The following is a 26,101-nucleotide window of genomic DNA, read 5'->3' as shown; positions in this document are numbered from 1 at the left end:
TCGGGTTTTCCCCAAGGAGCATTTTTGTATGGCATCGCAAGAAGTCGAAGTTGAACAACGTGTGGTCGCCGTGGTGGTGATCGCCGCCATCCTGTTGGCCGTGGGCCTGGCGCTGGGTTTTGGCATCAACAAGTCGCGCCCCAAGGCCGTGCCCGCACCTGCCGCTGTCGCCGCAGCGCCCTCTGCCGATGCCTCCGCCGATGCCGCCCGTGTGGTGGTTGAAGGGGGTGTGGTCAAGTTCTTCTTCGCCACCGGCAAGGCCGATCTGGCGGTGGACCTGTCGGCCGACGTGCAAGCTGCCCTGAACGACGCCGCTGCCGCCGCCAAGGCCGGCAAGAAGCTGGTGGTCTCGGGCTTTCACGACAGCACCGGCGACGCCGCTGTGAACGCCGAGCTGGCCAAGCAGCGCGCCCTGACCGTGCAGGCCGTGCTGGTCAACCTGGGCGCGGATGCCGCAGCGATTGAACTGAAGAAGCCCGAAGAAATGTTGGGCGGCACCGACAACGCTCAGGCCCGCCGCGTTGAGGTGGTGGTGCAGTAAGCCACGCGCCTCTTTTTCACGTTCAAAAGCCCGGCTCGCCGGGCTTTTGTTTTGGGGGCTGCTGGCCTTCGGTGGGGCACAGCGCTACCATTCGTCTCTTAATATAAGGAAATAAGCATGAATGGCATCCTGGCGTTTGGTGAACAGGTGGATGGCTACCCGGTGCGTGTGGTCAACGAGCGGGTGGTGCGCGCCGCCGCCGGGCTGCTGTTTTTCCCGGCCGTGTTGTCCTTCATGCACTCGTTCCTGCTGGGCAACTTCCAGTACACGCGGCTGTTCATCATCGTCTTCCTGATCGACATGGCCTTGCGCCAGTTGAACCCGCGCTGGGCGCCCAGCATGATCGTGGGCGGCTGGATCGTGCGCCACCAGGCGCCCGAGTGGGTGGGCGCGCCACAAAAGCGTTTTGCCTGGGGCCTGGGCCTGCTGCTGGGGCTGGCCATGCTCTACCTGATGGTGTTCAACCGCTACATGGGCCCGCTCAACATGCTGATCTGTGGCAGTTGCCTGCTGCTGATGTTTTTTGAAACCGCCTTTGGCATCTGCCTGGGTTGCAAGCTCTACAACCTGTTTCACCACGAGCAGGCGCAGTTGTGCCCCGGCGGCGTGTGCGAGGTGCCGGCGCAGCGTGTGCCTGGCCTGCGGCCGGCACAACTCGCCAGCCTGGCGGCGTTTGTGGCGGTCACGGTGCTGGCGGCCCGCTGGGTGCAGGCCACCGGGCCCATGGGGGGCTTCGACGACATGGCCACGCTGGAGGAAATGGGCGTGCCGGCCACCGCTGGTCAGCCCAGCGCAGCCGATGACGGGCGCTGCAAGGTGCCCGATTTCGCCAAGGCCATTGGCCACGAGGAATTGTGGAAGAAGCACAACGGCTGCAGCTGAGTCCCACGAAGCAGGCCTGACGGTTCACTCCATTTCCATTTCCAGGTAGGTGCGGTTGACCAGCTGTGGCAGCCACACGTCCACATGCTGCAGGTGCTTGAAGGGCGTCGCATCAAAGGTTTTCACGGCCGTGGCCAGGTCGGTGCCAGCCTCCACCGCCAGGCCCGCGTGGGCGCGCAAGGCCTTGAGCAAAGCCCCGGTGTCTGCCTGGGCCTGCGCCAGTGTGGTCACGCGGCCGTGGCCGGGCACCACCACGGTGGGCTTCAAGGTCTCCAGGGTCTCAAAGCTCTTGACCCAGGTCCGGGTTTTGCTCACCGGGTGCAGGCCCAGGATGCGGTCCACATACACCACGTCGCCGGTGAACACCACACCGCTCTGGGGCAGCCAGACCAGCACGTCGCCCGGCGTGTGACCGCCGCCCCGGTGCAACACCTGCACCGTGACCCCACCGAGCGTGAGCGTGGTGTCGGGCTCGCGCAGCCAGCGGGTGGGCAACACCACCTCGGTGCCCGCCATCTTGTCTTTGAGCACCGGCGCGTTGGCCTGCAATTGCTCGGGGCCACGCGCCTTCATGTCGGCCTCGGCGCTGGCATGGGCGATCAGCTCGGCGCCCTGGGCCTTGAAAAAGCCATTGCCCAGCCAGCGGTGGTCTTGCCCGCCGGTGTTGATGACCCATTTGATGGGGAGAGGCGTCACTTGCTTCACCGCCTCGGCGATCTGCCTGGCGCCCTGAAAACTGGCACCACTGTCGATCAGCAGCGCGCCGCCCGGCGTGAGCACCAGGCCGAAGTTGGCGTTGAGCGCCTCGTTCTCGTGGGTGCGGCCTTCGGTGTCGCCCACGTAGGCGTACACATGGGGCGCCACGGGCATAAATCGGATCTCCAGTGCCCAGCCCGACCCAGGCAGGCAGGCGGCCAGGCCCACGGCGCACAACAGCCGCTGGCGGGTGGACAGGGCGTGTTGCCAGAATCGCTTGAAAAACATGTCTTGTCTCCTGCCGGTCGGCGTGCATCGCCTTACCCGGGGGAGTAAGTATGGAATGGGTTTGCCATCTTGAAGCACAATGCCCGTCGAGAAGTGTTAAAAATCATGTTCCACCCCTCGCACCACTCCGAATCTCGACTGTTGCGCGTGTGGCTGCTGGTGCTGCTGGCAGGCCTCATCCTGGTGTTGTGGCTGCCAGCGCCGGATGCTGCGCGTGGCCTGGCCGGCTACGTGCCCCTGCACACCACGCTGGAGGTGTTGGCCATGGCGGTGGCGGCCATGGTGTTTGGCACGTCCTGGGCCACGCAGCGCTACCGCGTCGATGGCCGCGCGGTCGTGTTGGGGGTGGCGTTTCTGGGCGTGGGCTTGCTCGATCTGGCGCACACCCTGTCCTACGAGGGCATGCCCGATTTCGTCACGCCCAGCGGTTCGGAAAAGGCCATCAACTTCTGGCTGGCGGCGCGGGCCCTGGCGGCGGCCAGCATGTTGCTGGTCGCATTCTGGCCCCGGCCTTGGGGGCGGTGGCTGGATCGCCTCTCGCGCCACGCGGCCCTGGCGGGGGTGCTGGCGCTGGTGCTGCTGGTGCACTGGCTGGTGTTGTTTCACCCCCAGCTCTTGCCGCGCACCTTTGTGCCAGGCTCGGGCCTCACGCCTTTCAAGCTGGCTTTCGAGTACGGGCTGATCGCTGCCTATGGGCTGGCGGGCCTGGGCTACCTGCACCATCTTCGCCAGGCGCGGGCGTTTGGTGCGGCCCCCTTGGCGGCGGCGGCCTTCACCATGGCCATGAGCGAGTTTTTTTTCACGCGCTATGCCAACGTCACCGACATCTACAACCTGCTGGGCCACGTGTACAAGGTGTTGGCCTACGGCTTTTTGTACCGGGCCTTGTTTGTCGAATCGGTGCAAAGCCCGTTCCAGGCACTGCAGGCAGCGCAGGCCCGCCAGCAGGCCACGTTGGACACCTTGCCCGATCTGCTGTTCGAGATCGACGACAACGGCGTGTACCAATCGGTGCACGCCACCGAAACCGACAAGCTGGCCGCACCCGCCGTTGAGCTGGTGGGCCGCAACATCCGTGAGGTGCTTCCCGCCGATGCGGTGGCGCAATGCCACGCCGCCATGGCCGAGGCACGGCGCGACGGCGTGTCGCGTGGCAAACGCCTGCAGCTGGTGGTGCCCGACGGTGTGCGCCATTTCGAGCTGTCGGTGGCGCGGGCGTCGGATGGGGTTGGCGGCGGGGGCGCCCATTTTCTGGTCCTGTCGCGCGACGTGACGCAGGCGGTGCGGCAAGAGCAGCAATTGCGGTTTGAGGCCGAGCTCAATGCCGCACTGCTCGACCTGGAAACCTACACCGAAGGCGATGACGAAAGCGATGTGCTGCGCCGTGGTGCCCGGCAAGCCAAACGCCTCACCGGCAGCGGCCTGGCGTTCGTCTACCTGGTGCATGAAAACCAGCAGGACACCGAACTGGCGGCGTGGGTTCGCCGCAGCGGTACCAACGGTCCGCAGCTGCGCCTGGGCGAGCCTGAGCCGCCGCCGCCACTGGTGCTCGACCGCAGTGCAGGCTGGCTGGGCGCGCTGCACCTGCGCGAACCTGTGGTCGGGCCAGGCCAACCCAAGGGGGCCCATCACGCGCAGGCAGGCGATGGGACGCCGCGTGGGGTGGGCTTTGCCAGCGTGCCGGTGGTCGATGGCGGTCTGGTGCGCCTGCTGCTGGTGGTCAGCGATGGCCCTGCGGCGTACGACGCGTCTGCCGTGCAGGCCTTGCGCATGTTGGCGGCCACGCTGTGGAACCTGGTCAAGCGGCGGCGGCAGGACGCGGTCATCCACCAGCTGTCGGAGGCGCTGGACCAGAGCCCCTACCCGGTGGTCATCACCGACGCCGACGTGTGCATCCAGTACGCCAACCGCGCCTTTGGCGAGGTCAGCGGCTACGCGCCCGCCGAGGTGCTGGGCCACAACCCGCGCCTGCTGCAGTCTGGCCAGACACCCAGCAGCACCTATGCCGACATGTGGCGCCACCTGAGCCAGGACCAGCCGTGGCAAGGCGAGTTCATCAACCAGCGCAAGGACGGCCAGGTGTATGTGGAGCGGGCCGTGGTCTACCCCATCCGCGATGGATCGGGCCGGCTCTCGCACTACGTGGCCCACAAGGAAGACGTGACCTTGCGCAAATCGGCCGAAGAGCGGCTGCGACAACTCTCCGAGTTCGACGCCTTGACCGGCTTGCTGAACAAGAAGGCCTTTGACGAACGGCTGAGGCAGGCGGTGGCACAGGCCGACCAGCACCAAGGGCAGGTCGCGCTGTTGTGGTTCGATCTGGACAACTTCAAGTCCGTCAACGACTCGTTGGGACACAACGCGGGCGACGAGTTGTTGCTCGCCTACTCCCAGCGCCTGCGCGCCTTGTTTGGCCCGCCCTTTGCACTTGGGCGTTACTCGGGCGACACCTTTGTTGCCATCGTGCCCGACACCGAACAGTCGGCGGTGGCCTTGCTGGCGCAGGAGGCGCTGAGCCGGCTGCAAAGCCCGGTGACCACCCAGGGCAGCGCGTTGGCCCTGAGTGCGTCCGCCGGCATCGCGATGTACCCGGGCGACGCGCCCGGCGCCAGCCTGCTGGCTGCGGCGGCCGAAACCGCCATGTACCGCGTCAAGGAAGAAGGGCGCAACGGTTTCCGCTTTTTTGCGCCCGACATGCAGGCCCACACCCAGCGCTCGCTGGCTTTGGCGGCCGAACTGCGCCAGGCGGCGTCGCGGGGCGAACTGCACCTGGTGTTTCAGCCGCAGTGCGCCTTGGGCAGCCGACACATGGTGGGCGCCGAGGCCCTGTTGCGCTGGCAGCACCCCACTTGGGGCGCCGTGTCACCCGGCGAATTCATTCCGCTGGCCGAGCAGACCGGCGTCATCGTGGACATTGGACTTTGGGTGGTGGAGCAGGTGGTGCTCAAGCTGCGCGACTGGCTCGACGCCGGCCTGCCCGTGGGCTGTGTGGCCATCAACGTGTCGGCCATCCAGTTTGCGCAGCCTGACCTGGTCGAGCGCCTGCTGGGCGTGTTGCAGCAGCATGGTGTGAGCACCGACCACGTGGAGATCGAGCTGACCGAGGCGGTGGCCCTGCGCGACCCGGCCGGTGCGGGCATCAAGATTCAGCACCTCAAGGACGCGGGCTTCCGTGTTTCCATCGACGACTTCGGCACTGGGTACTCATCCATGAGCTACCTCAAGCGCTACGCGCTGGACAAACTCAAGATCGACCAGTCCTTCATCCGCGATCTGGCCCACGACGCGGGTGACCAGGCCATCGTCACCGCCATCGTCAAGATGGCGCACAGCCTGGGCCTGAGCACCATCGCCGAAGGGGTGGAAACCGCCGAGCAGCAGGCCTTTCTGGAGGCTGTCGGGTGCGATGAAATCCAGGGTTACTGGTACAGCCGCCCCATCGAGGCAACGGCTTTTGAGGCCTTTGTGCGCGCGCAGGCCTGACCGCAGCCAGGCCCAACGCCTCATTCTTCGAGCAGGCTGCGCAACATCCACGCGGTTTTTTCGTGCACGTCGATGCGCTGCGTCAGCACATCGGCGGTGGGCTGGTCGTTGGCGGCATCCACCACCGGGAACAGCTTGCGCGCGGTGCGGGCGGTGGCCTCCTGGGCGGCCACCAGATGGCGCACCATGTCATTGGCCTTGGGCACACCCTCCACCTCCTTGATGCTGGCCAGACGCACAAACTCCTTGTAGGTGCCGGGCGCCGGGAAACCCAGCGCACGGATGCGCTCGGCAATGATGTCCAGCGCGTTCCACTGCTCGGTGTATTGGCCCATGAACATGGTGTGCAGGCTGTTGAACTGCGGACCGGTCACGTTCCAGTGGAAGTTGTGTGTCATCAGGTACAGCGTGTAGCTGTCGGCCAGCAGCGCAGACAAACCGTGGGCGATTTTTTTGCGGTCGGTGTCGCTGATGCCGATGTCGATGGCGGGTGCGGAAGGGGCTTTTTTGGCCATGGGACGCTCCTTGTGGTGGGGGTGAAAAATGCGATCGAACGATCATGCCACCGCCCGGCCTTCGCCTGCTTCCTCCACCGTCTGGCCGTCGCGGATGTGGTAGATGCGCTTGAAGGTGGGGATGATTTTTTCGTCGTGCGTGACCACGATGATGGCGGTGTGGGCCTGCTGCGCCATCTGGTTGAGGATGCGCACCACGGCCAGGGCACGTTCGCTGTCCAGCGGCGCGGTGGGCTCATCGGCCAGGATGACGGGCGGCCGGTTGGCCAGGGCGCGTGCGATGGACACCCGTTGCTGTTCGCCGCCCGAGAGCTGCCCCGGCTGCGCGTGGGCACGGTGCGCCACGTCCAGCGCCTGCAGCAGATCCAACGCACGCGCGCGGGCCTGTGCATTGGGTTGGCCCGAGAGCATGGGCAACAGGGCCACGTTGTCGGTCACGTCCAGAAACGGGATCAGGTACGGCGCCTGGAACACAAAGCCTATCTGGTCCCGGCGCAGGGCGCGCAAGTCGGGCACGGTCCAGGCGCTGTCGTAGATCACGCGCCCGCCCAGCGTCATGCGCCCACCGGTGGGCTCGATGATGGCGCCCAGGCATTTGAGCAGCGTGCTTTTGCCCGAGCCAGAGGGGCCCACCAGGCCCACCACCTCGCCGGGGCGCACGTGCATGTTGACGTCCTTGAGCGCGGTCACGGCGGTGTCGCCGCTGCCATAGACCTTGCGCAGGCCTTCGATGAGGATGCCCCCTGCCAGTGTTGGGGTGCTCATCCGATGGCCTCGCCGGGATCGACCTTGAGCGCGATGCGAATGGCCAGGGTGCTGGCCAGCACACAAATGCCCAGCGTGACCAGCAGGCCGGTGATGGCGTCTTGTGTGAGCAGCAGCACAAATTTGGGAAAGGCCGGTGCCCACAGCGTGGCCGCCAGCTTGCCCACAACAAAGCCGATCAGTCCCAGACCCAGTGCCTGCTGCAGGATCATGCCGGCGATGGTGCGGTCGCGCGTGCCGATGAGCTTGAGCACCGCGATCTCGCGCAGCTTGCCCATGGTCATGGTGTAGATGATGAAGGCCACGATGGCGGCACTGACCACCGCCAGAATAGCCAGGAACATGCCGATTTGTTTGGCCGAGTTGGCGATCAACTTGGCCACCAGGATGTCGTGCATTTGTGCGCGCGTGAACACCGACACATGTTTCCAGCGCCGCAGGCCGGCGGCCACCTCGTCGTGGCTGAAACCGGGGGCAACCTGCACGAGCACCGCGTTGACGCTGTGGCTGCTGGTCTGCAGGTTCTTCACCGCGTCCAGCAGACCAGGCTGGCCGGGGCGGTTGAAAGTCGGGTTGGCCTCCAGGCGGCGGCGGTCGGCGATGATGGCGTCGTTGTCCTTTAAAAACTGCGCCTCTTGCGCATCCTTCAGCGGCACAAACACCATGGGGTCGCCGCCCGACGAGACGGCGCGCCGCGTCAGCCCCACCACGGTGAAATCGTGCCGGCGAATGCGCACCCGTTCGCCCACGGCAAAGCCGGTTTTGATGTCGGCCACCGCCTCATAGTGGCTGCGGTCGATGTGGCGCCCGGCCACCAGGTGGGTGGGGCCACCGGGGCCGGTGGCGTCAATGCCCACCACCATGGCGCGCACGTCGCGCTGGCCCTGGCGCACCTGCATGGTGAAGTAGGTGATGTTGGCGGCGGCGGCCACGCCGGGCAAACCGCGCACGGCGTGCACCACGTCGTCGCGCAGGCTGGACGATTCGGCGTAGGGGCCCTGCGTGTCCTGCTGCACCACCCACAGGTCGGCGCCACTGTTGGCCAGCAGGGCCTCGGCGTCGTCCACCATGCCCCGGTACACGCCGGCCATGGTCAGCGTCACGCCGATCAACAGGCCCAGGCCCATGCCGGTCAGCACAAAACGTTTCCAGCTGTGCTGGAGATCGCGGCCGGCCAGGCTGATCATGGTTGGGATTGGCTGGTGACGAGGCTGTCCACGGTGCGGATGCGCGCATCGGGCGCCAGCGCGCGCTGGCTGTGCACCACCACCAAATCGCCCTTTGCCAATGGCAACGCGGTGTCTGCTGCCTGCAGCAGCACCTGGCCATCGGCCCCACGTGCCAGCACGCGCACTGGCACAAATTGGGCCTGCCCGCCGTGCAGGCGCCACACGCCGCTGTGGCCTTGCCAGCTCTGCACACTGGCGCTGGGCACACGCTGACCCGCTGGTGTGGCCGGCAGCAAGAGCGTGACCTCGGCCATCTCGCCAATGGAAGCGCCTGCGGGCACAGCGTCAAAGGCCACCTGAATGAGGCGTTCTTCGGTCACGCTGTCGGCCAGCCATTCGAGGCGGGCCACCCGCCCGGCGTGAGCTTGTTGTGGTTGCGAGCGCAACACCACCCGGGCCGGCGTGCCCACATCCAGGCCGGCCGACTGGCCCTGGTCGATGCGCACACGCAGCCACAGCGAAGCCGGATCGATCAGTTTGAACACCGGCTGGCCGCCCACCACGGTGACGCCGGCTTCACCTTCGCGCGCCACCACCACCGCATCGGCCGGGGCGCGCAGGCGCAGGCGCTCGCGTTGTTCTTGCAGGCCGGCACGTTCGGCCCGCAGGCGTTGTGCGTCCTGCTGGTTGGCTTGCACGTTGGCTTCGGCCGTGGCCAGCGCGGCCTGCGCCGAGCGCAGCTCCTGCTCGCGGCCTTCCAGCGCGCCGGCGCTGATGAATTGTTGCCGCGCCAGCTCAAGGTTGCGCTGGTGGTTGGCGCGCGCCAGGGCCAGGCGGGCGGTGGCGTCAATGGCCAGGGCGGAGGCGCCCTGTTGCTGGCTGGCGGCACGGGCCACGCTGGCGTCGAGCGCACGCAAACGTTCGTCCAAGTCCACTTGGTCCATCTCGGCCAGCACCTGGCCGGCTTGCACCCGGTCGCCCACGTCCACCGCCAGGCTGCGCAGGCGAGCGGTGGCGGTGGGCCCGATGGACCAGCTGCGCTGCGCTTCCACCGTGCCGATGCCAAAACGCTGCGGCGACACACTGCCCTCGTCCACCTGCCCCACCGTCACCTGAGTGGGGGCCAACGGCCCGGTGCGGGTGGCCACCCACCCCACGGCGCCCAGCAACAGCACCCCCGCCAGGGCGGGCAGCAGGCGCTTTTTCCAGAGAGAGGGTTTCATGGTGAGGGAGAAGGGCGGCTCGGGTGGCCAGTATCGGGTGCCCGCCGTGGAACGCCGTTGACGCGCGTCAATCTGTGGTGTGTGGGGTTGTGGAACCTTTCTCTTAGCACTCACTCTCAATGAGTGCTAATATTTGAACTGTCCCATCAGGACACTCACAGAAAGGTGAAGAAATGACCGTTTCTCACAACCCGAATTCGACCGCCGTGGCGCTGAGCAAGCCCTGGGCTTCGGCCATGGTGCTGCCCCCGCTGGGCAACCTGGATGCCTACATCTCGGCCGTCAACCGCCTGCCCATGCTCACGCTGCAGGAGGAGCAGAGCTTTGCCCGCCAACTGCGCGACGAAAACAACCTGGAAGCCGCCGGCAAGCTGGTGATGTCGCACCTGCGCCTGGTGGTGTCGGTGTCGCGCCAGTACCTGGGCTACGGTCTGCCACACGGTGATTTGATCCAGGAAGGCAACGTGGGACTGATGAAGGCCGTCAAGCGCTTCGACCCCGACCAGGGCGTGCGCCTGGTCAGCTACGCGCTGCACTGGATCAAGGCCGAAATCCACGAGTACATCCTGAAGAACTGGCGCATGGTCAAGGTGGCCACCACCAAGGCGCAGCGCAAGCTGTTCTTCAACCTGCGCTCCATGAAGCAGGGTTTCAAGACCGACGCCGCCGAGGCCGACCTGGCCACCCACCGCGAAACGCTCAACGACAGCGAAGTGGATGTGGTGGCGCGCGAGCTGAACGTCAAGCGCGAAGAAGTGATGGAAATGGAGCGCCGCCTGTCGGGTGGCGACGTGGTGCTGGACCCGAGCCCGTCGGACGACGGCGAGGAGACCTACGGCCCCATCGCTTACCTGTCTGACGCCGCGCACGAGCCCACCGCCGTGCTGGAAAACCAGCACCGCGACCGCCTGGCCACCGACGGCATTGCGCACGCCATGGCGCAGCTGGACGACCGCTCGCGCCGCATCGTGGCCGAACGTTGGCTCAAGGTGAACGACGACGGCTCGGGCGGCATGACGTTGCACGAGCTGGCGGCCGAGTACGGCGTGAGCGCCGAGCGCGTGCGTCAGATCGAGGTGGCCGCCATGAAGAAGATGCGCGCTGCCCTGGCCGCCTACGCCTGAAGCGAAGCGGGGGCAGTGGGCGCGACACGCGCCAGCCAGGCGTCCATGGGTTCAGGGCGGCCGTAGAGGTAACCTTGGCGGGCCACCTCGCCGCGCTGATCGAGAAAAGCCGCCTGCTCTGGCGTTTCCACCCCTTCGGCCACCACCTGCAGGTGCAGTTGGCGGGCCACCGCCAGGATGGTGTCCACCAGGGCCGCATCCTGCGGGTTGCTGGTGGCATCCTGCACAAAACTTTTGTCGATCTTGAGCTCGCTGATGGGCAGGCGCTTGAGGTACGCCAGCGACGAGTAGCCGGTGCCAAAGTCGTCCATCGAAAAGTGCAGCCCCAGGGCGCTCAGTTCGGTCATCTTGCGCACCGCTTCGGCGAGGTCACCCATGACCATGCCTTCGGTGACTTCCAGCACCAGCCGCGCCGGGTCGGCACCGCTGTCGGCCAGCTGCAGGCGCACCGAATCGACGAAATCGCTGCGCTGGAAATGGCGCGGACTGATGTTGACCGACAGCCGCAGGGCCAGCCCCTGCCGGTCCAGGCGTACCAGAAGCTGACAGACCTGGGCCAGCATCCAGCGGTCCAGCGCCACCACGAGGTCGGACATTTCTGCGATCGGCACAAACACCGCTGGGGGCACCAGCCCGCGCTCGGGGTGGGCCCAGCGAACCAGGGCTTCGGCCCCCACCAACTGGCCGTCGGCACGCACCTGTGACTGCAGGTGGCAGCGCAAGTCGCCCTGCGCAATCGCTTGGCGCAGCTCGCGCTCCACGCGGAAACGCTGCTCCACCGCCTCGCCCATGGCGGCCTCAAAAAAGGTGGTGCGCGCGCCGCCTTCGGCCTTGGCCTTGTGCAACGCCGTGTCGGCCAGGCGCATCACATCGTCCGCATCCGGACTTTGTGGGTCGGGGCACAGGGCAATGCCCACGCTCAAGTCCAACGCAAACAACTCGCCGTCGGGCAACACGGTTTCGTGCAGCAGGCCCCGCAACCGTTCGGCCAGAGCCAGGGCTTCGCGCCCGGCGGCTTCGCGGCTGGGCGCACCCCGACGGGGCAGCAGGGCGAAGGTGTCGCCGTCCAGCCGCGCGAGCACGTCCTCGCTGTGCAGGTGTCGGCGCAATTGTGTGGCCACGGCCTTGAGCAGGTTGTCACCCAGCGCCAGCCCGCGTGCTTCGTTGATGTGTTTGAAGCGGTCGATGTCGAGCAGCAGCACGCCGGCAAACCGCTGTGACTGCGACAGTTGTGGCAGGGTTTGCGCCAGGGTCAGCTGGAACTGCGTGCGGTTGGCCAGCCCGGTCAACGCGTCGTGCGACGCCAGTTGTTCGGCACGCGCTTCGGCGCGGCGGATTTCGCTCAAGTCGGTGTGCACGTGCACATAGGTGCTGACCTTGCGGTTTTTGTCCTGGATGTGGCTGATGGTCAACCACTCGGGGAACAGCTCGCCGTTTTTGCGCCGGCTCATCACCTCGCCCGACCACTCGCCGCATTCGTGCAGTGCCGCCTGCACCTGGGCCTGCCAGTGGGCGGGCAGGGGCGCCAGCAGCCGCGCGTGTGGCCTGCCTTGCACCTCGCGTTCCAGGTAGCCCGTGTTGCGGCAGAAAGCGGGGTTGACGGTCACCACCCGGTCCTGTGCATCGGTGACCACAATCGCTTCGCTGGTGGTTTCAAACACGCGCATGGCCAGGCGCTGGCGCGCAGCTGCCCGGTGTTGCACGCGCCACAGCTGAAAGGCCAGCGCGGCGATCAGCAGCCCGGCCACCCCGGTGGCCAGCAGCTCGTTGCGCCACTGCTGCAGCACATCACCCAGGGTGATGACCGGTGGCTGATCGAAAGGTGGCAGGCGCAACACCCGCGCCATGTTTTCCACCGGCAGGTAGTCGGCCGGGGTGGTGAAGCCGTGTATGCCAGCCGCACGCACGGCCGGGTGGTCGGGTTCCAGCGCGTACAGGGCCGACGCCACGCGGCGCACCATGCGCTCATCCACATGGGGCAGGGCGAACACCGGCCATTCGGGGTACAGACGGGTGGAGCTTTGCAAGGGGAAGCCGGTGTGGGTTTGTGGCTCGACCACGCTGATGCGCTCGGGGTCCAGCATGCCGTTGAGGGTGAGTTTTTCCAGGATGCCGGTGCGCACGAAAGCGAAATCCGCGCGGTCGTCCAACACAGCTGCGATGGCGTTTTCGTGGGAGTCCACCTCCAACACCTGCGTCAGCGCGTCGGGCACGACGATGTGGCGTTGCCGCAGCTCGAAGGCGGGGGCCCGCCAGGCCATGTGCAGCCGGCTGGCCACCGCCACCCGGCGCCCACGCACATCGGTCAAGGCGCGCCACTCGGTGCGTTCCCGCCGGCGCAGCACCACGCCACCGAACTGAGACGCTGGCACACCGTCTTCGGCCGTCACCAGCGTGGCCATCACGCCGGCCAGCGGCCAGCGTTGGCGCAGAAAAACGAAGTGGGTGGGCGTGGTGGTGACGAAGGCCAGCGTGCGGCTGGCGATGCCGTCCTCCAGGTCCTGCTGCGACAACACCTTGAGCTCGATACGTTCGTGCTGCAGCTGGCTGTTGAGGTGTTCGATCAGTGGCGCATATTGGCGCTGTGTGCGACCTTCGCCGAGGTTGTCGAACACGCCCAGCACCAAGGTTTGACCGTGTGCCGCCAGCACCCAAGGCGTCATCGCCAGCAGGGCCAACCCGAACAACAGCCTACGGCAGGCCCGCAGGCGCAGCAGCGTCTTGTTTACAGGCAAATCCGGGCGCAGGCGCACTGACATGGGCAAAAAGAGGTGACCGCGCTCCCTGGTGATGGACGGCCGCCACAGGCCAGCGGCGCCCACACTGTTGTCAGAGTCATCATCTTAGGCGGCGTGGCGGTTGTGGGCAAGCTGCTCGCCCTCCACGCGCCCGGGGCTTCGGGTCAGCCTTCGCGGCGCAGCGCGGGGAAGAGGATGATGTCGCGGATGCTCGCGCTGTCGGTCAGCAGCATCATCAGGCGGTCGATGCCGATGCCACAGCCACCGGTGGGGGGCATGCCGTATTCGAGCGCGCGCACGAAGTCGTGGTCGAAGAACATGGCCTCGTCGTCACCGGCGTCCTTGTTGGCCACCTGGGCGTGGAAGCGGGCGGCCTGGTCTTCGGCATCGTTCAGCTCCGAGAAGCCGTTGCCGAATTCGCGGCCGGTGATGTAGAGCTCGAAGCGCTCGGTCACCTCGGGGCGCTCGTCGTTGGCGCGGGCCAGCGGCGAAATTTCGGTCGGGTGCTCCATGATGAAGGTGGGCTGCCAGAGCTGTTCTTCCACCTTCTCTTCAAAGTACATCACCTGCAGGCTGGCCAGGCTGCGTGCCGAGAGCTTGTCTTTTTCTTCGGTCAGGCCCAGCTTGCGCAACTCGTTGATGAGCCAGCTGCGGCTGTCCACGTGGTCGCCGGCTTCGGTGTACTTGAGGATGGCTTCGCGTATGGTCAGGCGCGCAAAGGGCTGGCTCAGGTCCACCGGCTGGCCTTGGTAGCTCAGTTGCTGGGTGCCGCAGGTGTTTTGTGCCACATCGCGGATCAGCGCCTCGGTGTAGTCCATCAGGTCGCGGTAGTTCCAGTACGCCGCGTAGAACTCCATCATGGTGAACTCGGGGTTGTGGCGCACCGAGATGCCTTCGTTGCGGAAGTTGCGGTTGATCTCGAACACGCGCTCGAAGCCACCCACGATCAGACGCTTGAGGTACAGCTCGGGTGCGATGCGCAGGAACATTTGCTGGTCCAGCGCGTTGTGGTGGGTTTCAAACGGCTTGGCATTGGCACCGCCGGGGATGGGGTGCAGCATGGGCGTTTCCACCTCCAGAAAGCCGTGCTGGACCATGAACTCGCGCAGGTGCGTCACACCCTGGCTGCGGGCCATGAACCGCTTGCGCGCGGCCTCGTCGGTCATCAGGTCCACATAACGCTGGCGGTACTTGATCTCCTGATCGCTCACGCCGTGGAACTTGTCCGGCATGGGGCGCAGGCTCTTGGTGAGCAGCACCACCTTGTCGGCCTGGAGGGTGAGTTCACCGGTGCGGGTTTTGAACACCGTGCCTTCGGCGGCCACGATGTCGCCCAGGTCCCAGTGCTTGAAGGCGGCATGCGCTTCTTCGCCCACGCTGTCGTTGCCCAGGTAAATCTGGATGCGGCCGTTGGACGGACCAAAAGAAGCGTCCTGCAGGGTGGCAAAACTGGCTTTGCCCATCACGCGCTTGAGCATCATGCGGCCCGCCACGCTGGCGCGCACCTTGAGCGGCTCCAGCTCTTCTTTGCTCATGGCGTCATAACGCTCGAACAGGTCTTGTGCGCGGTCGGCGGGCTTGAAATCGTTGGGGAACACCGGCTCGCCCGCGGCCTGTTTCTGCTCGCGCAGCGCCTTGAGCTTCTCGCGGCGTTCCGTGATCAGCTGGTTGTCTTCGGCAACGGCGGTGTGGGTGTGGGCAGCGGCTGGGGTGTTCATGTTGGCAATGAAAAAAGGGTTGCGCACCGTTGTGCGCAACCCTCTATTCTAGTTTTGACTGCAAACGTGTTCGAAGTGCAGTGGGCCGCTGCGCCGGGCCGCCCCAAGCAAGGCCGCACCCCCTTGGGGGGGCAGCGACCCGCGAAGCGGCAGAGCGCGGGGGCTTTATGTCATTCGCCGAGGTACGCGGCGCGCACTTTCGGGTCGTCGAGCATGTCTTTGCCAAGGCCGTTCATGGTGATTTCACCCGAGTCCATCACGTAGCCCCGGTCGGCGATCTGCAGGGCGCGGCGGGCGTTCTGCTCCACCAGCAAAATGGTCACGCCTTGGGCCGACACATCGCGCACCACTTCGAAGATTTTGTCCACCATGATGGGCGACAGGCCCATGGAGGGTTCGTCGAGCAGCAGCACCTTGGGCTGGCTCATCAGCGCGCGGCCCATGGCCAGCATCTGTTGCTCGCCGCCCGACATGGTGCCGGCCAGTTGGTCCTTGCGCTCGCGCAGACGCGGGAAGATGGTGAACATGCGCTCGATGTCGGCGGCGATGCCGGCTTTATCGGAGCGGATGTAGGCGCCCATCTGCAGGTTTTCGGTGATGGTCATGCGGGTGAACACACCACGGCCTTCGGGCACCATGACCAGGCCTTCGCGGACCAGGTCCCACGAACCTTTGCCCTTGATGCTTTTGCCCAGGTATTCGATGTCGCCGCCTTCCATGGCCAGGGTGCCGGTCACCGCCTTCATGGTGGTGGTTTTGCCGGCGCCGTTGGAGCCAATCAGGGTGACCAGCTCTTTTTCGCGAACTTCAAGGTCCACACCTTTGACCGCCTTGATGCCGCCGTAGGCGACCTTCAGGCCGCTGACTTTGAGTAGGGTTTGTGCCATGTTCTTTCTCGCTCAGTGGCCGCCGGTGCCCAGATAGGCCTCGATCACCTTGGGGTTCTTCTGCACTTCGCTGGGCGTGCCGCTGGCGAGTTGCTTGCCGTAGTCGAGCACGGTCATGCGGTCGCACAGGCCCATCACCAGTTTCACGTCGTGTTCGATCAGCAGGATGGTGCGCTTGTCGTTGCGGATGCGGTCGATCAGCTCGCGCAGCATCACCTTTTCGGTGGCGTTCATGCCGGCGGCCGGTTCGTCCAGCGCAATCAGCTGGGGATCGGTCGCCAAGGCACGCGCGATTTCCAAGCGACGCTGGTCGCCATAGCTCAGGGTGCGCGCTTTGTAGTCGGCGTATTTGCCAATGCCCACGTACTCCAGCAGCTCCTGGGCGCGCTCGGCAATGGCCTTTTCCTCGGCCTTGAAGCCAGGGGTGCGCAACACGGCGCCGATCAGGCCCGAGTGGGTGCGCACATGGCGACCGACCATCACGTTTTCCAGTGCCGTCATTTCGGCGAACAGCCGGATGTTCTGGAAGGTGCGTGCGATGCCGGCCTTGGCCACTTCGTGCACGGCGGTGGGGGTGTAGGGTTTGCCGGCCAGTTCGAAGGTGCCGCTGTCGGGCGTGTACAGCCCGGTCAGCACGTTGAAGAAGGTGGTCTTGCCGGCGCCGTTGGGGCCGATCAGGCCATAAACCTGGCCGCGCTGGATTTCGATGCCGACGTCGCTCAGGGCCTGCAGGCCGCCGAAACGTTTGGAGACGCCGGCCACTTTCAGAATGGTTTCAGACATGTGGTGTGCCTCGGTGAATTACTTGCTCAGCGACTTGCCGTGTTCGGGCGCGGGCCACAGGCCACGCGGACGCAGCAGCATGATGACGATCATGGCCAGGGCCACCAGCAGCTGGCGCAGGATTTCGGGCGCCAGACGGCCGTCGGTCAGTGCCTGCAGCGGCGTGGCCACGTGGCGCAGCACCTCGGGCAGGCCGGCCAGCAGCAAGGCGCCCAGGATGACACCTGGGATGTGGCCAATGCCACCCAGCACCACCATGGCCACCACCATCACCGACTCCATCAGCGAGAAGGATTCGGGCGAGACAAAACCCTGGAAAGAGGCGAACAGCACACCGGACACACCGCCGAAGGAGGCGCCCATGCCGAAGGCCAGCAGCTTGAGGTTGCGGGTGTTCAGGCCCATGGCCTTGGCGGCAATCTCGTCTTCACGCACGGCCATCCAAGCGCGGCCAATGCGCGAGCGCTCCAGGCGGTAGCAGATGATGACCGACAGCACCACCAGGAACAGGAACAGGTAGTAGTACAGCGTGACAGGCTGGAAGGTGAAGTCGCCGATGGTCAGCTTCTTGCCCAGGTTGACACCGAAGATGGAGATGGAGTCGATCTGGCTCAGGCCCTTGGGGCCGTTGGTGATGTTCACCGGACGGTCCATGTTGAGCATGAAGATGCGGATGATTTCGCCAAAGCCCAGGGTCACGATGGCCAGGTAGTCGCCGCGCAGCTTGAGGGTGGGTGCACCCAGAATCATGCCGACGACACCGGCCACAATGGCCGCAAAAATCATCAGCACCCAGATGTTGTAGTGGATGCCGTTGGGAAAGGCCGCCTTGATGGCGGGAAAGGCATCGGCCAGGTGGGGTGAGCCCAGCAGGCCCATGATGTAGGCGCCGACCGCAAAGAAGGCGATGTAGCCCAGGTCGAGCAGGCCGGCGTAGCCGACCACGATGTTCAGGCCCAGCGCCAGCAGCACATACAGCAGCGCCATGTCGATGATGCGGACCCAGGCATTGCCAAAGGTCTGCAGGAACAGCGGCAGCACCAGCAGGGCCACGGCTGCGATCAGGAAGGTGATCAGTTTGCCTTGTTTTGTGTTCATCATGATGAGGTTTCCTTCGCGTCAGGCGCGGTCGGCCACACGTTCACCCAGCAGGCCCGAGGGGCGCAGGGTCAGCACCACGGCCAGCACGATGAAGGCGAAGATGTCGGTGTACTGGCTGCCCAGGAAACCGCCGGTCAGCGCCCCCAGGTAACCTGCACCGAGCGACTCGATCAGGCCCAGCGAAATGCCGCCGACCACCGCGCCGCCCAGGTTGCCGATGCCACCAAACACGGCCGCCACAAACGCCTTGAGGCCGGGCATGAAGCCCATGGAGTGTTGCACCGTGCCGTAGTTGGCGGCCCACATCACGCCGGCGATGGCGGCCAGCATGGCGCCAATGACGAAGGTGGCCGAAATCACCATGTCGGGCTTGATGCCCATGAGGCCGGCCACCCGCGGGTTTTCGGCGGTGGCGCGCATGGCGCGGCCCAGGTTGGTCTTGTTGACCATGTACATCAGGCCGGCCAGCACCACGGCGGTGGTGCCCAGAATGAAGATTTGTGTGACCGAAATCACCGCGCCGCCCACGTTGATGGGGTCGGTGGGCAACATGGACGGGTAGGACTTCGGATTGGGCTTCCAGATGATCATCGCCAGCGTCTGCAGCAGGATGGACATGCCCATCGCCGTGATCAGCGGTGCCAGCCGGGGCGAGTTGCGCAAGGGCCGGTAGGCCAGCTTCTCGATGGTGAAGTTGAGCAGCGCACACACGACCATGGCAATCACCAAGGCCAGCAGCAGGATCAGCCAGCCCGGCGCGCCCGGCATGGCGTCGCGCATGGTGACGATGATGGTCCAGCTGGTGAGCGCGCCCACCATCAGCACGTCACCGTGGGCAAAGTTGATCAGGCCGATGATGCCGTACACCATGGTGTAGCCCAGGGCCACCAAGGCGTACATACTGCCGAGAACCAGACCGTTGATGATCTGCTGCAGCAAGGTTTCCATTCAGGTTTCTCCGGTTTGGACAGAAAGCTGGGGTTCAAGACCCCAAGCCTGACGAGGTAGCAAAAAACCCGCCAGCCGGATTCGGAGCCTGTGGCGCCGGGACCGCTGCGGGTGAGAGTGGGCGGGATTGTAGTGATCTGTAACGGGGCGCCGTATACGCGTATGCCCGTAGAAGCTCGGGAAAACCCTTGAAATTAGGGGTGTCCGACCATCGACTGATGCAAATAGCGCTAATCATTAGTTGTTCTAATGGTTAATCTGATGTTCTTGCTTCATGGTTGCGTTGGGCCAGCTGGCGCAGCTTGTCGGCGATCTTGATTTCCAGCCCCCGCTCCACCGGTTGGTAGAAGCCGGGTGCTGCCATGCCATCGGGCAGGTAGGTTTCGCCGGCGGCAAAACCGTCGGCTTCGTCATGGGCGTAGCGGTAGCCTTTGCCGTAGTCCAGGTCTTTCATCAAGCGGGTGGGGGCGTTGCGCAGGTGCATGGGCACCGGGCGGCTGCCGTCTTTTTTGACGAAGGCGCGGGCGGCGTTGTAGGCCTTGTAAACGGCGTTGGACTTGGGCGCCACGGCCAGGTAGACCACACATTCGGCCAGGGCCAGTTCGCCCTCGGGGCTGCCCAGGCGCTCGTAGACCTCGGCGGCGTCCAGCGCCAGGCGCAGGGCGCGGGGATCGGCCAGGCCAATGTCTTCGGCCGCCATGCGCACCAGACGGCGTGCCATGTAGCGCGGGTCGGCCCCGCCGTCGAGCATGCGCACCAGCCAGTACAACGCCGCGTCGGGGTCGGAGCCACGCACGCTTTTGTGCAGGGCGCTGATGGTGTCGTAAAACTGTTCGCCGCCTTTGTCGTAGCGGCGCAGGCGTTCGCCCAGCACCTTGAGCAGCCAGGCGTCGGTGATCTCGGGCTGCTTTTGCACCCGGGCGGCCACAGCCAGCGTTTCCAGCGTGCCCAGCAGCCGGCGTGCATCGCCATCGGCATAGGCGAGCAGGCGCTGTTCGGCCTCGGGCTGCACGGGCGGCACGGCATCGATGGCGCGGGCCTTGGTCACGATCAGCCGCAGATCGTCTTCGGTGAGTGGTTGCAGCACGTAGACGGCGGCGCGCGAGAGCAGGGCGGAGTTGACTTCGAACGACGGGTTTTCGGTGGTGGCGCCGATGAAGGTGAACAGGCCACTTTCCACATGGGGCAAGAAGGCGTCCTGCTGGCTTTTGTTGAAGCGGTGCACCTCGTCCACAAACACGATGGTGCGGCGCTGCTCCAGCCCGTCGCGCGCCAGCAAGGCCTGGTCCACCGCCTCGCGGATGTCTTTGACGCCCCCCAGCACCGCGCTGATGGCGATGAACTGCGCGTCAAAAGCATCGGCCATGAGGCGGGCGATGGTGGTTTTGCCCACGCCGGGCGGGCCCCAGAGGATGCAGCTGTGGGGCTGCCCCGATTCGAAGGCGATGCGCAGCGGCATGCCCTCGCCCAGCAAGTGCTGCTGGCCCACCACCTCGCCCAGGGTGCGGGGGCGCAGGCGTTCGGGCAGGGGAATGTGCGGAGGAGCCATGGCAAGCATTGTGGCTCAGGCGCCGTCGGCAGATTTTGGCGCTGCGCGGCACAATCGGCGGATGTCACCTCGCAACCGCCGCATCGTTCAAGCCGTTCTGTACGAATCCGTCGCCATCGCCATCGTCACGCCTGCGCTGGGCTGGATGTTCAACGAACCCATGGGTTCGGCCCTGGGCCTGAGTGTGGCCATGTCCACCGTGGCCCTGACCTGGAACTACCTGTTCAACTGGTTTTTTGAACGCTGGGAAGCGCGCCAGGTGGTGCGCGGCCGGTCGTTGGCGCGCCGTGTCGCGCACGGCATCGGTTTTGAAGGAGGGCTGGCCCTGTTGCTGGTGCCACTGGTGGCCCACTGGCTGGACATGAGCTACTGGAACGCCCTCATCACCGATCTGGGCCTGTTGCTGTTCTTCTTGGTCTACACCATGGTCTTCACCTGGGTGTTCGACCGCGTATTTGGCCTGCCCGCTTCGGCCCTGCCAACCCCCGCCTCATGAGCACATTGACCGTCTACCACATCCCCGTCTGCCCGTTCTGCCAGCGGCTGGAGATTCTGCTCGCCCTCAAAGGCCGGCAGGATGCCGTGCGTTTTGTGGCGGTGGACATCACCCAGCCCCGACCCGAATGGTTGTTGGCCAAGACGCGTGGCACCACGGCCTTGCCGGTGCTGGAAACGGCCGACGGCCACATCCTCAAGGAAAGCCTGGTCATCCTGCAGTACCTCGAAGACCTGTTCCCCGAGCCGCCGGTGGCGCAACGCGATCCTTACTTGCGTGCGGTGGAAGGCATGTTGTGCCGCATGGAGGGGGATTTTGTGTCGGCCGGCTACACCTGGGTGATGAACCAGGACCCGGGCAAACGCGAGGGCTTGCGCGAACACATGCTCAAGCAGTACGCCCGGCTGAACGACTTTTTGCTGCAGCACGCGCCCGACGGCACCTGGCTGTTCGACGATTTTGGCTGGGCTGAGACGGTGTACACGCCCTTTTTCATGCGCTTCTGGTTCCTCGCCTACTACGAGGGTTTCGAGCTGCCCGACGACCCAGCCTACGCGCGTGTGCGGCGCTGGCGCGATGCCTGCCTGGCGCACCCCGCTGCACAGCAGGTGACGGAGGAAGAAATCGTCAAGGTCTACCACGACTACGCCAAGGGGGCAGGCAACGGCGGCCTGTTGCCGGGCCGCACGCGGTCCTCGTTCAGCTTCGAGCCCCATTGGCGCAGCCGCCCCTGGCCGCCACGCAACAAATACGAACACAGCGCCAGCGACGCGGAACTGGGCTTGCTGGCATGACACAAGACCTGTTTCGCAGCGACAGTTACCAACAGGCCTGCGAGGCCCAAGTGGTGGCCGTGACCGAGGCCGGCGTGGTGCTGGACCGCACGGTGTTCTACCCCCTGGGCGGCGGCCAAGCGGGCGATGCCGGCCAACTGGTGCTGGGTGATGGCCGTGTGCTGCACATCGCCGACACCCGCAAGGCGAAAGACGCCGAAGGCCGCCCCACGGCCGACATCGTGCACGTGCCCGCAGCGGGGCAAGACGCCTTGCTGGCGGCGCTGCATGTGGGCACTTCCGTGCGTGCGCAGATCGACTGGCCTCGGCGTCTGCGCCTGATGCGTTTTCACACCACCACCCATTTGTTGTGCCACTTGGTTGCGCAGCCGGTGGACGGTTGTTCCATCACACCCGACTACGCGCGACTGGACTTTCACATGACCGAGCCGCTCGATAAAGAGGTGCTGACGCAGGGCATTGCCACGCTGGTGGCCGCTGCGCACCCGGTGGTGGTGGGCGCCATCACCGATGCCGAGCTGGATGCCAACCCAGCCCTGGTCAAGAGCATGAGCGTGTCGCCTCCGCGTGGCAGTGGCACGGTGCGCACCATCCGCATCGGCGCGGCGGAGCTGATCGACCTGCAGCCCTGTGGCGGCACCCATGTGGCCAACACCGCCGAGATTGGTGCGGTGGTGGTGACCAAGATCGAGAAAAAAAGCGCCCAGACGCGGCGCGTGGTGTTGGGATTCGCATGACCCGGCTGCTGTGGCTTTTTGTGGCTGTGTGGGCGCCTGCCGCGCTGGCGCAAGCTGCGCCGCCCCAGCCCGACATCCACCTGATCTGGATGGGCGGGGACGACTGTCCGCCTTGCAAGGCCTGGCGCACCACCGAGCTGCCACAGTTGCTGGCGGCGCCGGACTTCAAAGGCGTGCGCTTCAGCTACGTCACCAAACCGATTCGCGCTTCGGTGCCGCCTGCCGCGCAGTTGCCGCCCGAAGTCAAGCCGTTGAAAGACGCGCTGGACCGTGCCAGCGGCGGGCGCAGCGGCTCGCCGCAGGCCGCGCTGGTGGTCAATGGGCAGATTTACGACTACTACGTCAGCGCCCGCCCGGCCGAGACGGTGCTGGAAATGATCGGCGCCGTGCGAGGCGAGTGGCGCTACCCGCTGCCGCGCTGTTTGCAGATGGCCGCCAAGGGCCGGGTGTGTGTGGAGCCGGCGCCTTGAATTGACCTACTGCCTGAGCACGTCCACGCCCGCGGGGGGCGTGAAACGGAAACGCTCTGCAGGCAGGCGGGTGCTCACATCGAGGGTGCCAAATCGCAGCACCGAACGCTGACCAAAGCTGTCCAGCATTTCCAGGGCCGCAAGCTGCCCCTGTTTGAAGCCCAGGTGCACCGACTGCAGCTGAGCATCGCGGTTGCGCGGTGTGGCCAGCACCCATTCCAGCCCATCGCGCTCGGGCGCATTGCCCAGCGTGAACACGGCCGACAAGGCTTTCAGGTCGGCGGCCGAGGCGATGATGGCGGCTGGCGTGTTGCCCAGCACCTCGGCTTGTTTGCGCGCCGCCACCTGGTTGAGGTCGATGTCGTGTAACCACAGCGTCTGGCCGTCGGCCACGATGAGTTGCTCAAAGGGCTTGGTGTATTGAAAGCGGAAACGGTCCGGTCGGGAAAATTCGAACGTGCCGCTGGAGGTTTTGCTGCGCGCCACCGTCTCGCCCTGGCGCAGAGGCGAGGTCACGGTCTGGGTGAAGGTGGTACTGCCACTCTGGGTGCTGCGCAAGAACTGCTCCAGCGCCTGCAGGCCGTCGGCCTGGGCCGCGCCACACCACAATGCGAGGCCCAGCGAGAGGGATTTCAAGAACAACTGAATGTACGAAGGCATGCGGTTCTGAGCACCTGGCGGCACCACGGGTTCCCTGGCGTTGCCGCCTGTTTCAATCATCGTTGCCGCCACGGGCCGCCACCAGGATGTCGCGCTGGCCGCTGCTGGTGAGCGAGCTCACCAGGCCGGCCTTTTCCATGTCTTCGAGCAGGCGTGCAGAGCGGTTGTAGCCGATCTTGAGCTTGCGCTGCACGTAGGAAATGCTGGCCTTGCGGTCTTGCAACACCACGGCCACGGCCTGGTCGTACATGGGGTCTTTTTCGCCGCCGCTGTCGCCACCGCCGCCGCCTTCGCCAAACAGGTCGCCACCGTCTCCGTCTGCGCTGCCGCCATCCAGCAGGCCTTCGATGTAGTTGGGCTCGCCGCCTTGCTCCTTCAGGTAGGCCACCACGCGGTGCACCTCGTCGTCGCTCACGAACGCGCCGTGCACCCGCACCGGGAAGCCCGTGCCCGAGGGCATGTAGAGCATGTCGCCCATGCCCAGCAAGGCCTCGGCACCCATCTGGTCGAGGATGGTGCGGCTGTCGATTTTGCTGCTGACCTGGAAGGACAAGCGGGTGGGGATGTTGGCCTTGATCAGGCCGGTGATCACGTCCACGCTGGGGCGCTGGGTGGCCAGGATGAGGTGGATGCCGGCCGCGCGCGCCTTTTGTGCCAGGCGGGCGATCAGCTCCTCGATCTTCTTGCCCACCACCATCATCAGGTCGGCCAGTTCGTCGATGACGACCACGATGTAAGGCAGGCGCTCCAGCGGTTCGGGCTGCTCGGGCGTGAGGCTGAAGGGGTTGCCAATGGATTCGCCGCGCGCCGTGGCTTCGTCGATCTTGGTGTTGAAACCCGCCAGGTTGCGCACGCCCATCTTGCTCATGAGCTTGTAGCGTTTCTCCATCTCGGCCACACACCAGTTCAGGCCGTGGGCGGCCTGCTTCATGTCGGTCACCACGGGGGCCAGCAGGTGCGGAATGCCTTCGTAGACGCTCATCTCCAGCATCTTGGGGTCGATCAGCAGCAGGCGCACGTCCTTGGCATCGGCCTTGTAGAGCAGGCTCAAGATCATGGCGTTGATGCCCACCGACTTGCCCGAGCCGGTGGTACCGGCCACCAGGCAGTGCGGCATCTTGGCCAGATCGGCCACCACCGGCTGGCCACCGATGTCTTTGCCCAGGCCCATGGTCAGCAGGCTTTTGGCCTCGTGGTAGACCTGCGAGCCCAAAATTTCGCTGAGCTTGATCATCTGGCGCTTGGCGTTGGGCAGTTCCAGCGCCATCAGATTTTTGCCCGGGATGGTCTCGATCACGCGGATGGACACGAGCGAGAGCGAACGCGCCAGGTCGCGCGCCAGGTTGACGATTTGCGAGCCCTTGACGCCGGTGGCCGGCTCGATCTCGTAGCGCGTGATCACCGGACCGGGCGCGGCGGCCACCACGCGCACTTCGACGCCAAAGTCCTTGAGCTTTTTCTCGATCAGGCGGCTGGTCATCTCCAGCGTTTCGGGCGACACCGTGTTCTGCTGGCCCGGGGCCGCGTCCAACAAATCGACCTGGGGCAGCTTGCTGTCGGGCATTTCGGTGAACAGGGGCTTCTGCCGCTCCTTGATCACACGCTCGCTTTTGGGCACCTCGACCAGCATGGGCTCAATGATCTTGACCGGCGGCGCATGGTGTTCCTTGATCTCCACGCGGGCTTCCTCCACCACCTCCTCGCGCGCTTTGGCCGCCTGTTCGCCGATGCGCAGATCTTCCGTGGCCTCACGTTTTTCGCGCCGGGTCTCAAACCACTGGTCCAGCCGTTCACCCAGGCGTTCGGCCCAATGCCCCCACGAGAAACGGAAGACCCAGCCCGACGCGAGCACGATCAGGGCCAGCGCCAGCAGCGTGCTGCCGGTGAAACCCAGCCAGCGCGTGGCCAGCGGGCCCAGGCTGGCGCCCAGCACCCCCCCGGCGTGGCCGGGCAGGTGGGGCTCCATGCGGTAGAGGCGGCCCCATTCCAACAACGTGCTGGCGGCCAACAACACCAGCAGCGCCAGCCAGAAGGCGGCCCGCTGCGCAGGCGGTCGTTGCCACCAGGCCATGCTGTCCGGTGGTGGGGCCACTGTTTCGTCGCGCGCCACGCGCAACCAGCGGGCCAAGCCGGCCAGCCAGGCCCGCACCGCAGCGGCCACACACCACCAGACCGAGAAGCCCAACAGGTAGTAGCTCCCGTCCGACAGCAGGGCGCCGACGCGGCCCCCCCAGTTGTGCACCTCGGCCCGTGTCCCGGTGGTGGACCAGGCGGGATCGGCCAGCGAGTGGCTGAGCAGCGCGATCAGCCAGAACAACAAGGCGGCCGCACCCAGCACCAGGGCAATTTCCTGTGCAAACCGCGCCACGCCCGAGGTGGGCGGGTTCTGCCGATCAACATTGAGGGTGTTCAAGGAATAGGTCATAGGCTCCCGCAGTCAGCCAGCAAGCTTACCGCAGTCGGTGTGGGGGAATGGGTTTCCGTACAGTCCGGCCGTCCGGTGCGGTTCTTACAATCCAGGGTCAACGCCCACT

At 65.6% G+C, this 26,101-nt stretch carries 22 protein-coding genes; 8 read left to right on the top strand and 14 right to left on the bottom strand.

The window, feature by feature from the left end:
* Positions 1-28 precede the first annotated feature (28 nt).
* The gene (locus ACFQPB_RS10900) at positions 29-541 is read left to right on the top strand and encodes an OmpA family protein (protein ID WP_382222976.1); all 513 of its coding nucleotides are present in this window, start codon (positions 29-31) and stop codon (positions 539-541) included.
* Between the two features lie 117 nt (positions 542-658).
* On the top strand, positions 659-1,423 hold the full coding sequence (locus ACFQPB_RS10895) for a DUF4395 family protein (protein WP_382222973.1): 765 nt from the start codon (positions 659-661) through the stop codon (positions 1,421-1,423).
* Between the two features lie 24 nt (positions 1,424-1,447).
* Here ACFQPB_RS10895 and ACFQPB_RS10890 read toward each other — a convergent pair whose 3' ends face one another.
* Positions 1,448-2,407 (bottom strand): MBL fold metallo-hydrolase, encoded by a 960-nt coding sequence (locus ACFQPB_RS10890; protein ID WP_382222970.1) that lies wholly within the window; start codon positions 2,405-2,407, stop codon positions 1,448-1,450.
* Between the two features lie 105 nt (positions 2,408-2,512).
* Here ACFQPB_RS10890 and ACFQPB_RS10885 point away from each other — a divergent pair, with 105 nt between their 5' ends.
* Entirely contained in the window at positions 2,513-5,890 is a 3,378-nt protein-coding gene (locus ACFQPB_RS10885; RefSeq protein ID WP_382222968.1) for a bifunctional diguanylate cyclase/phosphodiesterase, read from the top strand.
* Positions 5,891-5,910: 20 nt separating this feature from the next.
* Here the strand turns inward: ACFQPB_RS10885 and ACFQPB_RS10880 are convergent, their stop codons facing one another.
* Genes ACFQPB_RS10880 through ACFQPB_RS10865 form a run of 4 tightly spaced genes read right to left on the bottom strand, consistent with a single transcriptional unit; the run spans position 5,911 to position 9,562 of the window.
* Positions 5,911-6,405: a Dps family protein gene (locus tag ACFQPB_RS10880; RefSeq protein ID WP_382203361.1), complete on the bottom strand. Its 495-nt coding sequence runs from the start codon at positions 6,403-6,405 to the stop codon at positions 5,911-5,913.
* A gap of 42 nt (positions 6,406-6,447) precedes the next feature.
* Positions 6,448-7,170, bottom strand: coding sequence for an ABC transporter ATP-binding protein (locus ACFQPB_RS10875; RefSeq protein WP_382222964.1), 723 nt, complete (start codon positions 7,168-7,170; stop codon positions 6,448-6,450).
* On the bottom strand, positions 7,167-8,357 hold the full coding sequence (locus tag ACFQPB_RS10870) for an ABC transporter permease (RefSeq protein WP_382222961.1): 1,191 nt from the start codon (positions 8,355-8,357) through the stop codon (positions 7,167-7,169). Before ACFQPB_RS10870 ends, ACFQPB_RS10875 begins: the two co-directional genes overlap by 4 nt.
* Positions 8,354-9,562 (bottom strand): efflux RND transporter periplasmic adaptor subunit, encoded by a 1,209-nt coding sequence (locus ACFQPB_RS10865; protein WP_382222957.1) that lies wholly within the window; start codon positions 9,560-9,562, stop codon positions 8,354-8,356. The genes ACFQPB_RS10870 and ACFQPB_RS10865 overlap by 4 nt, the downstream gene beginning before the upstream one ends.
* Before the next feature lie 173 nt (positions 9,563-9,735).
* Here ACFQPB_RS10865 and rpoH point away from each other — a divergent pair, with 173 nt between their 5' ends.
* The gene (gene rpoH, locus ACFQPB_RS10860; RefSeq protein WP_382222954.1) at positions 9,736-10,686 is read left to right on the top strand and encodes an RNA polymerase sigma factor RpoH; all 951 of its coding nucleotides are present in this window, start codon (positions 9,736-9,738) and stop codon (positions 10,684-10,686) included.
* Here rpoH and ACFQPB_RS10855 read toward each other — a convergent pair.
* The 7 genes from ACFQPB_RS10855 to ACFQPB_RS10825 all read right to left on the bottom strand — a co-directional run bounded on the left by ACFQPB_RS10855 (position 10,677) and on the right by ACFQPB_RS10825 (position 20,410).
* The gene (locus tag ACFQPB_RS10855; protein ID WP_382222952.1) at positions 10,677-13,445 is read right to left on the bottom strand and encodes an EAL domain-containing protein; all 2,769 of its coding nucleotides are present in this window, start codon (positions 13,443-13,445) and stop codon (positions 10,677-10,679) included. The genes rpoH and ACFQPB_RS10855 overlap by 10 nt on opposite strands.
* A 143-nt stretch (positions 13,446-13,588) precedes the next feature.
* Positions 13,589-15,142, bottom strand: a complete 1,554-nt coding sequence (gene lysS, locus ACFQPB_RS10850; RefSeq protein WP_382222951.1) for a lysine--tRNA ligase — start codon at positions 15,140-15,142, stop codon at positions 13,589-13,591.
* A gap of 170 nt (positions 15,143-15,312) precedes the next feature.
* Positions 15,313-16,029: an ABC transporter ATP-binding protein gene (locus tag ACFQPB_RS10845; RefSeq protein ID WP_382222948.1), complete on the bottom strand. Its 717-nt coding sequence runs from the start codon at positions 16,027-16,029 to the stop codon at positions 15,313-15,315.
* 12 nt (positions 16,030-16,041) lie between these two features.
* Positions 16,042-16,812 carry an ABC transporter ATP-binding protein gene (locus ACFQPB_RS10840; protein WP_382203396.1) on the bottom strand — a complete coding sequence of 257 codons (771 nt, stop codon included), beginning with the start codon at positions 16,810-16,812 and terminating at the stop codon, positions 16,042-16,044.
* An 18-nt stretch (positions 16,813-16,830) separates the two neighbouring features.
* The gene (locus ACFQPB_RS10835) at positions 16,831-17,913 is read right to left on the bottom strand and encodes a branched-chain amino acid ABC transporter permease (RefSeq protein ID WP_382222945.1); all 1,083 of its coding nucleotides are present in this window, start codon (positions 17,911-17,913) and stop codon (positions 16,831-16,833) included.
* Between the two features lie 18 nt (positions 17,914-17,931).
* Positions 17,932-18,861, bottom strand: a complete 930-nt coding sequence (locus ACFQPB_RS10830; protein ID WP_382222942.1) for a branched-chain amino acid ABC transporter permease — start codon at positions 18,859-18,861, stop codon at positions 17,932-17,934.
* Positions 18,862-19,114: 253 nt separating this feature from the next.
* The gene (locus ACFQPB_RS10825; protein WP_382222939.1) at positions 19,115-20,410 is read right to left on the bottom strand and encodes a replication-associated recombination protein A; all 1,296 of its coding nucleotides are present in this window, start codon (positions 20,408-20,410) and stop codon (positions 19,115-19,117) included.
* A 61-nt stretch (positions 20,411-20,471) separates the two neighbouring features.
* On the opposite strand from ACFQPB_RS10825, the gene ACFQPB_RS10820 reads away from it, so the two are divergent.
* Genes ACFQPB_RS10820 through ACFQPB_RS10805 form a run of 4 tightly spaced genes read left to right on the top strand, consistent with a single transcriptional unit; the run spans position 20,472 to position 22,907 of the window.
* The gene (locus tag ACFQPB_RS10820; protein WP_382222937.1) at positions 20,472-20,906 is read left to right on the top strand and encodes a PACE efflux transporter; all 435 of its coding nucleotides are present in this window, start codon (positions 20,472-20,474) and stop codon (positions 20,904-20,906) included.
* A complete protein-coding gene (locus ACFQPB_RS10815; RefSeq protein WP_382222935.1) occupies positions 20,903-21,700 on the top strand; it encodes a glutathione S-transferase family protein in 798 nt (265 codons plus the stop codon). Before ACFQPB_RS10820 ends, ACFQPB_RS10815 begins: the two co-directional genes overlap by 4 nt.
* Positions 21,697-22,437, top strand: a complete 741-nt coding sequence (locus tag ACFQPB_RS10810; protein WP_382222932.1) for an alanyl-tRNA editing protein — start codon at positions 21,697-21,699, stop codon at positions 22,435-22,437. The genes ACFQPB_RS10815 and ACFQPB_RS10810 overlap by 4 nt, the downstream gene beginning before the upstream one ends.
* Positions 22,434-22,907 carry a hypothetical protein gene (locus ACFQPB_RS10805; RefSeq protein ID WP_382222929.1) on the top strand — a complete coding sequence of 158 codons (474 nt, stop codon included), beginning with the start codon at positions 22,434-22,436 and terminating at the stop codon, positions 22,905-22,907. Before ACFQPB_RS10810 ends, ACFQPB_RS10805 begins: the two co-directional genes overlap by 4 nt.
* A gap of 6 nt (positions 22,908-22,913) precedes the next feature.
* Here the strand turns inward: ACFQPB_RS10805 and lolA are convergent, their stop codons facing one another.
* A complete protein-coding gene (gene lolA / locus ACFQPB_RS10800) occupies positions 22,914-23,567 on the bottom strand; it encodes an outer membrane lipoprotein periplasmic chaperone LolA (RefSeq protein ID WP_382222926.1) in 654 nt (217 codons plus the stop codon).
* A gap of 52 nt (positions 23,568-23,619) precedes the next feature.
* Complete coding sequence (locus ACFQPB_RS10795) at positions 23,620-25,992, bottom strand: DNA translocase FtsK (protein ID WP_382222923.1); 2,373 nt, start codon at positions 25,990-25,992, stop codon at positions 23,620-23,622.
* Positions 25,993-26,101 lie beyond the last annotated feature (109 nt).

It is taken from the genome of Hydrogenophaga atypica, assembly GCF_042665215.1.
GTDB lineage: Bacteria > Pseudomonadota > Gammaproteobacteria > Burkholderiales > Burkholderiaceae_C > Hydrogenophaga > Hydrogenophaga defluvii_A.
Note: the sequence above shows the minus strand (reverse complement) of the source record. Positions and strands in the feature narration are given on the sequence as shown.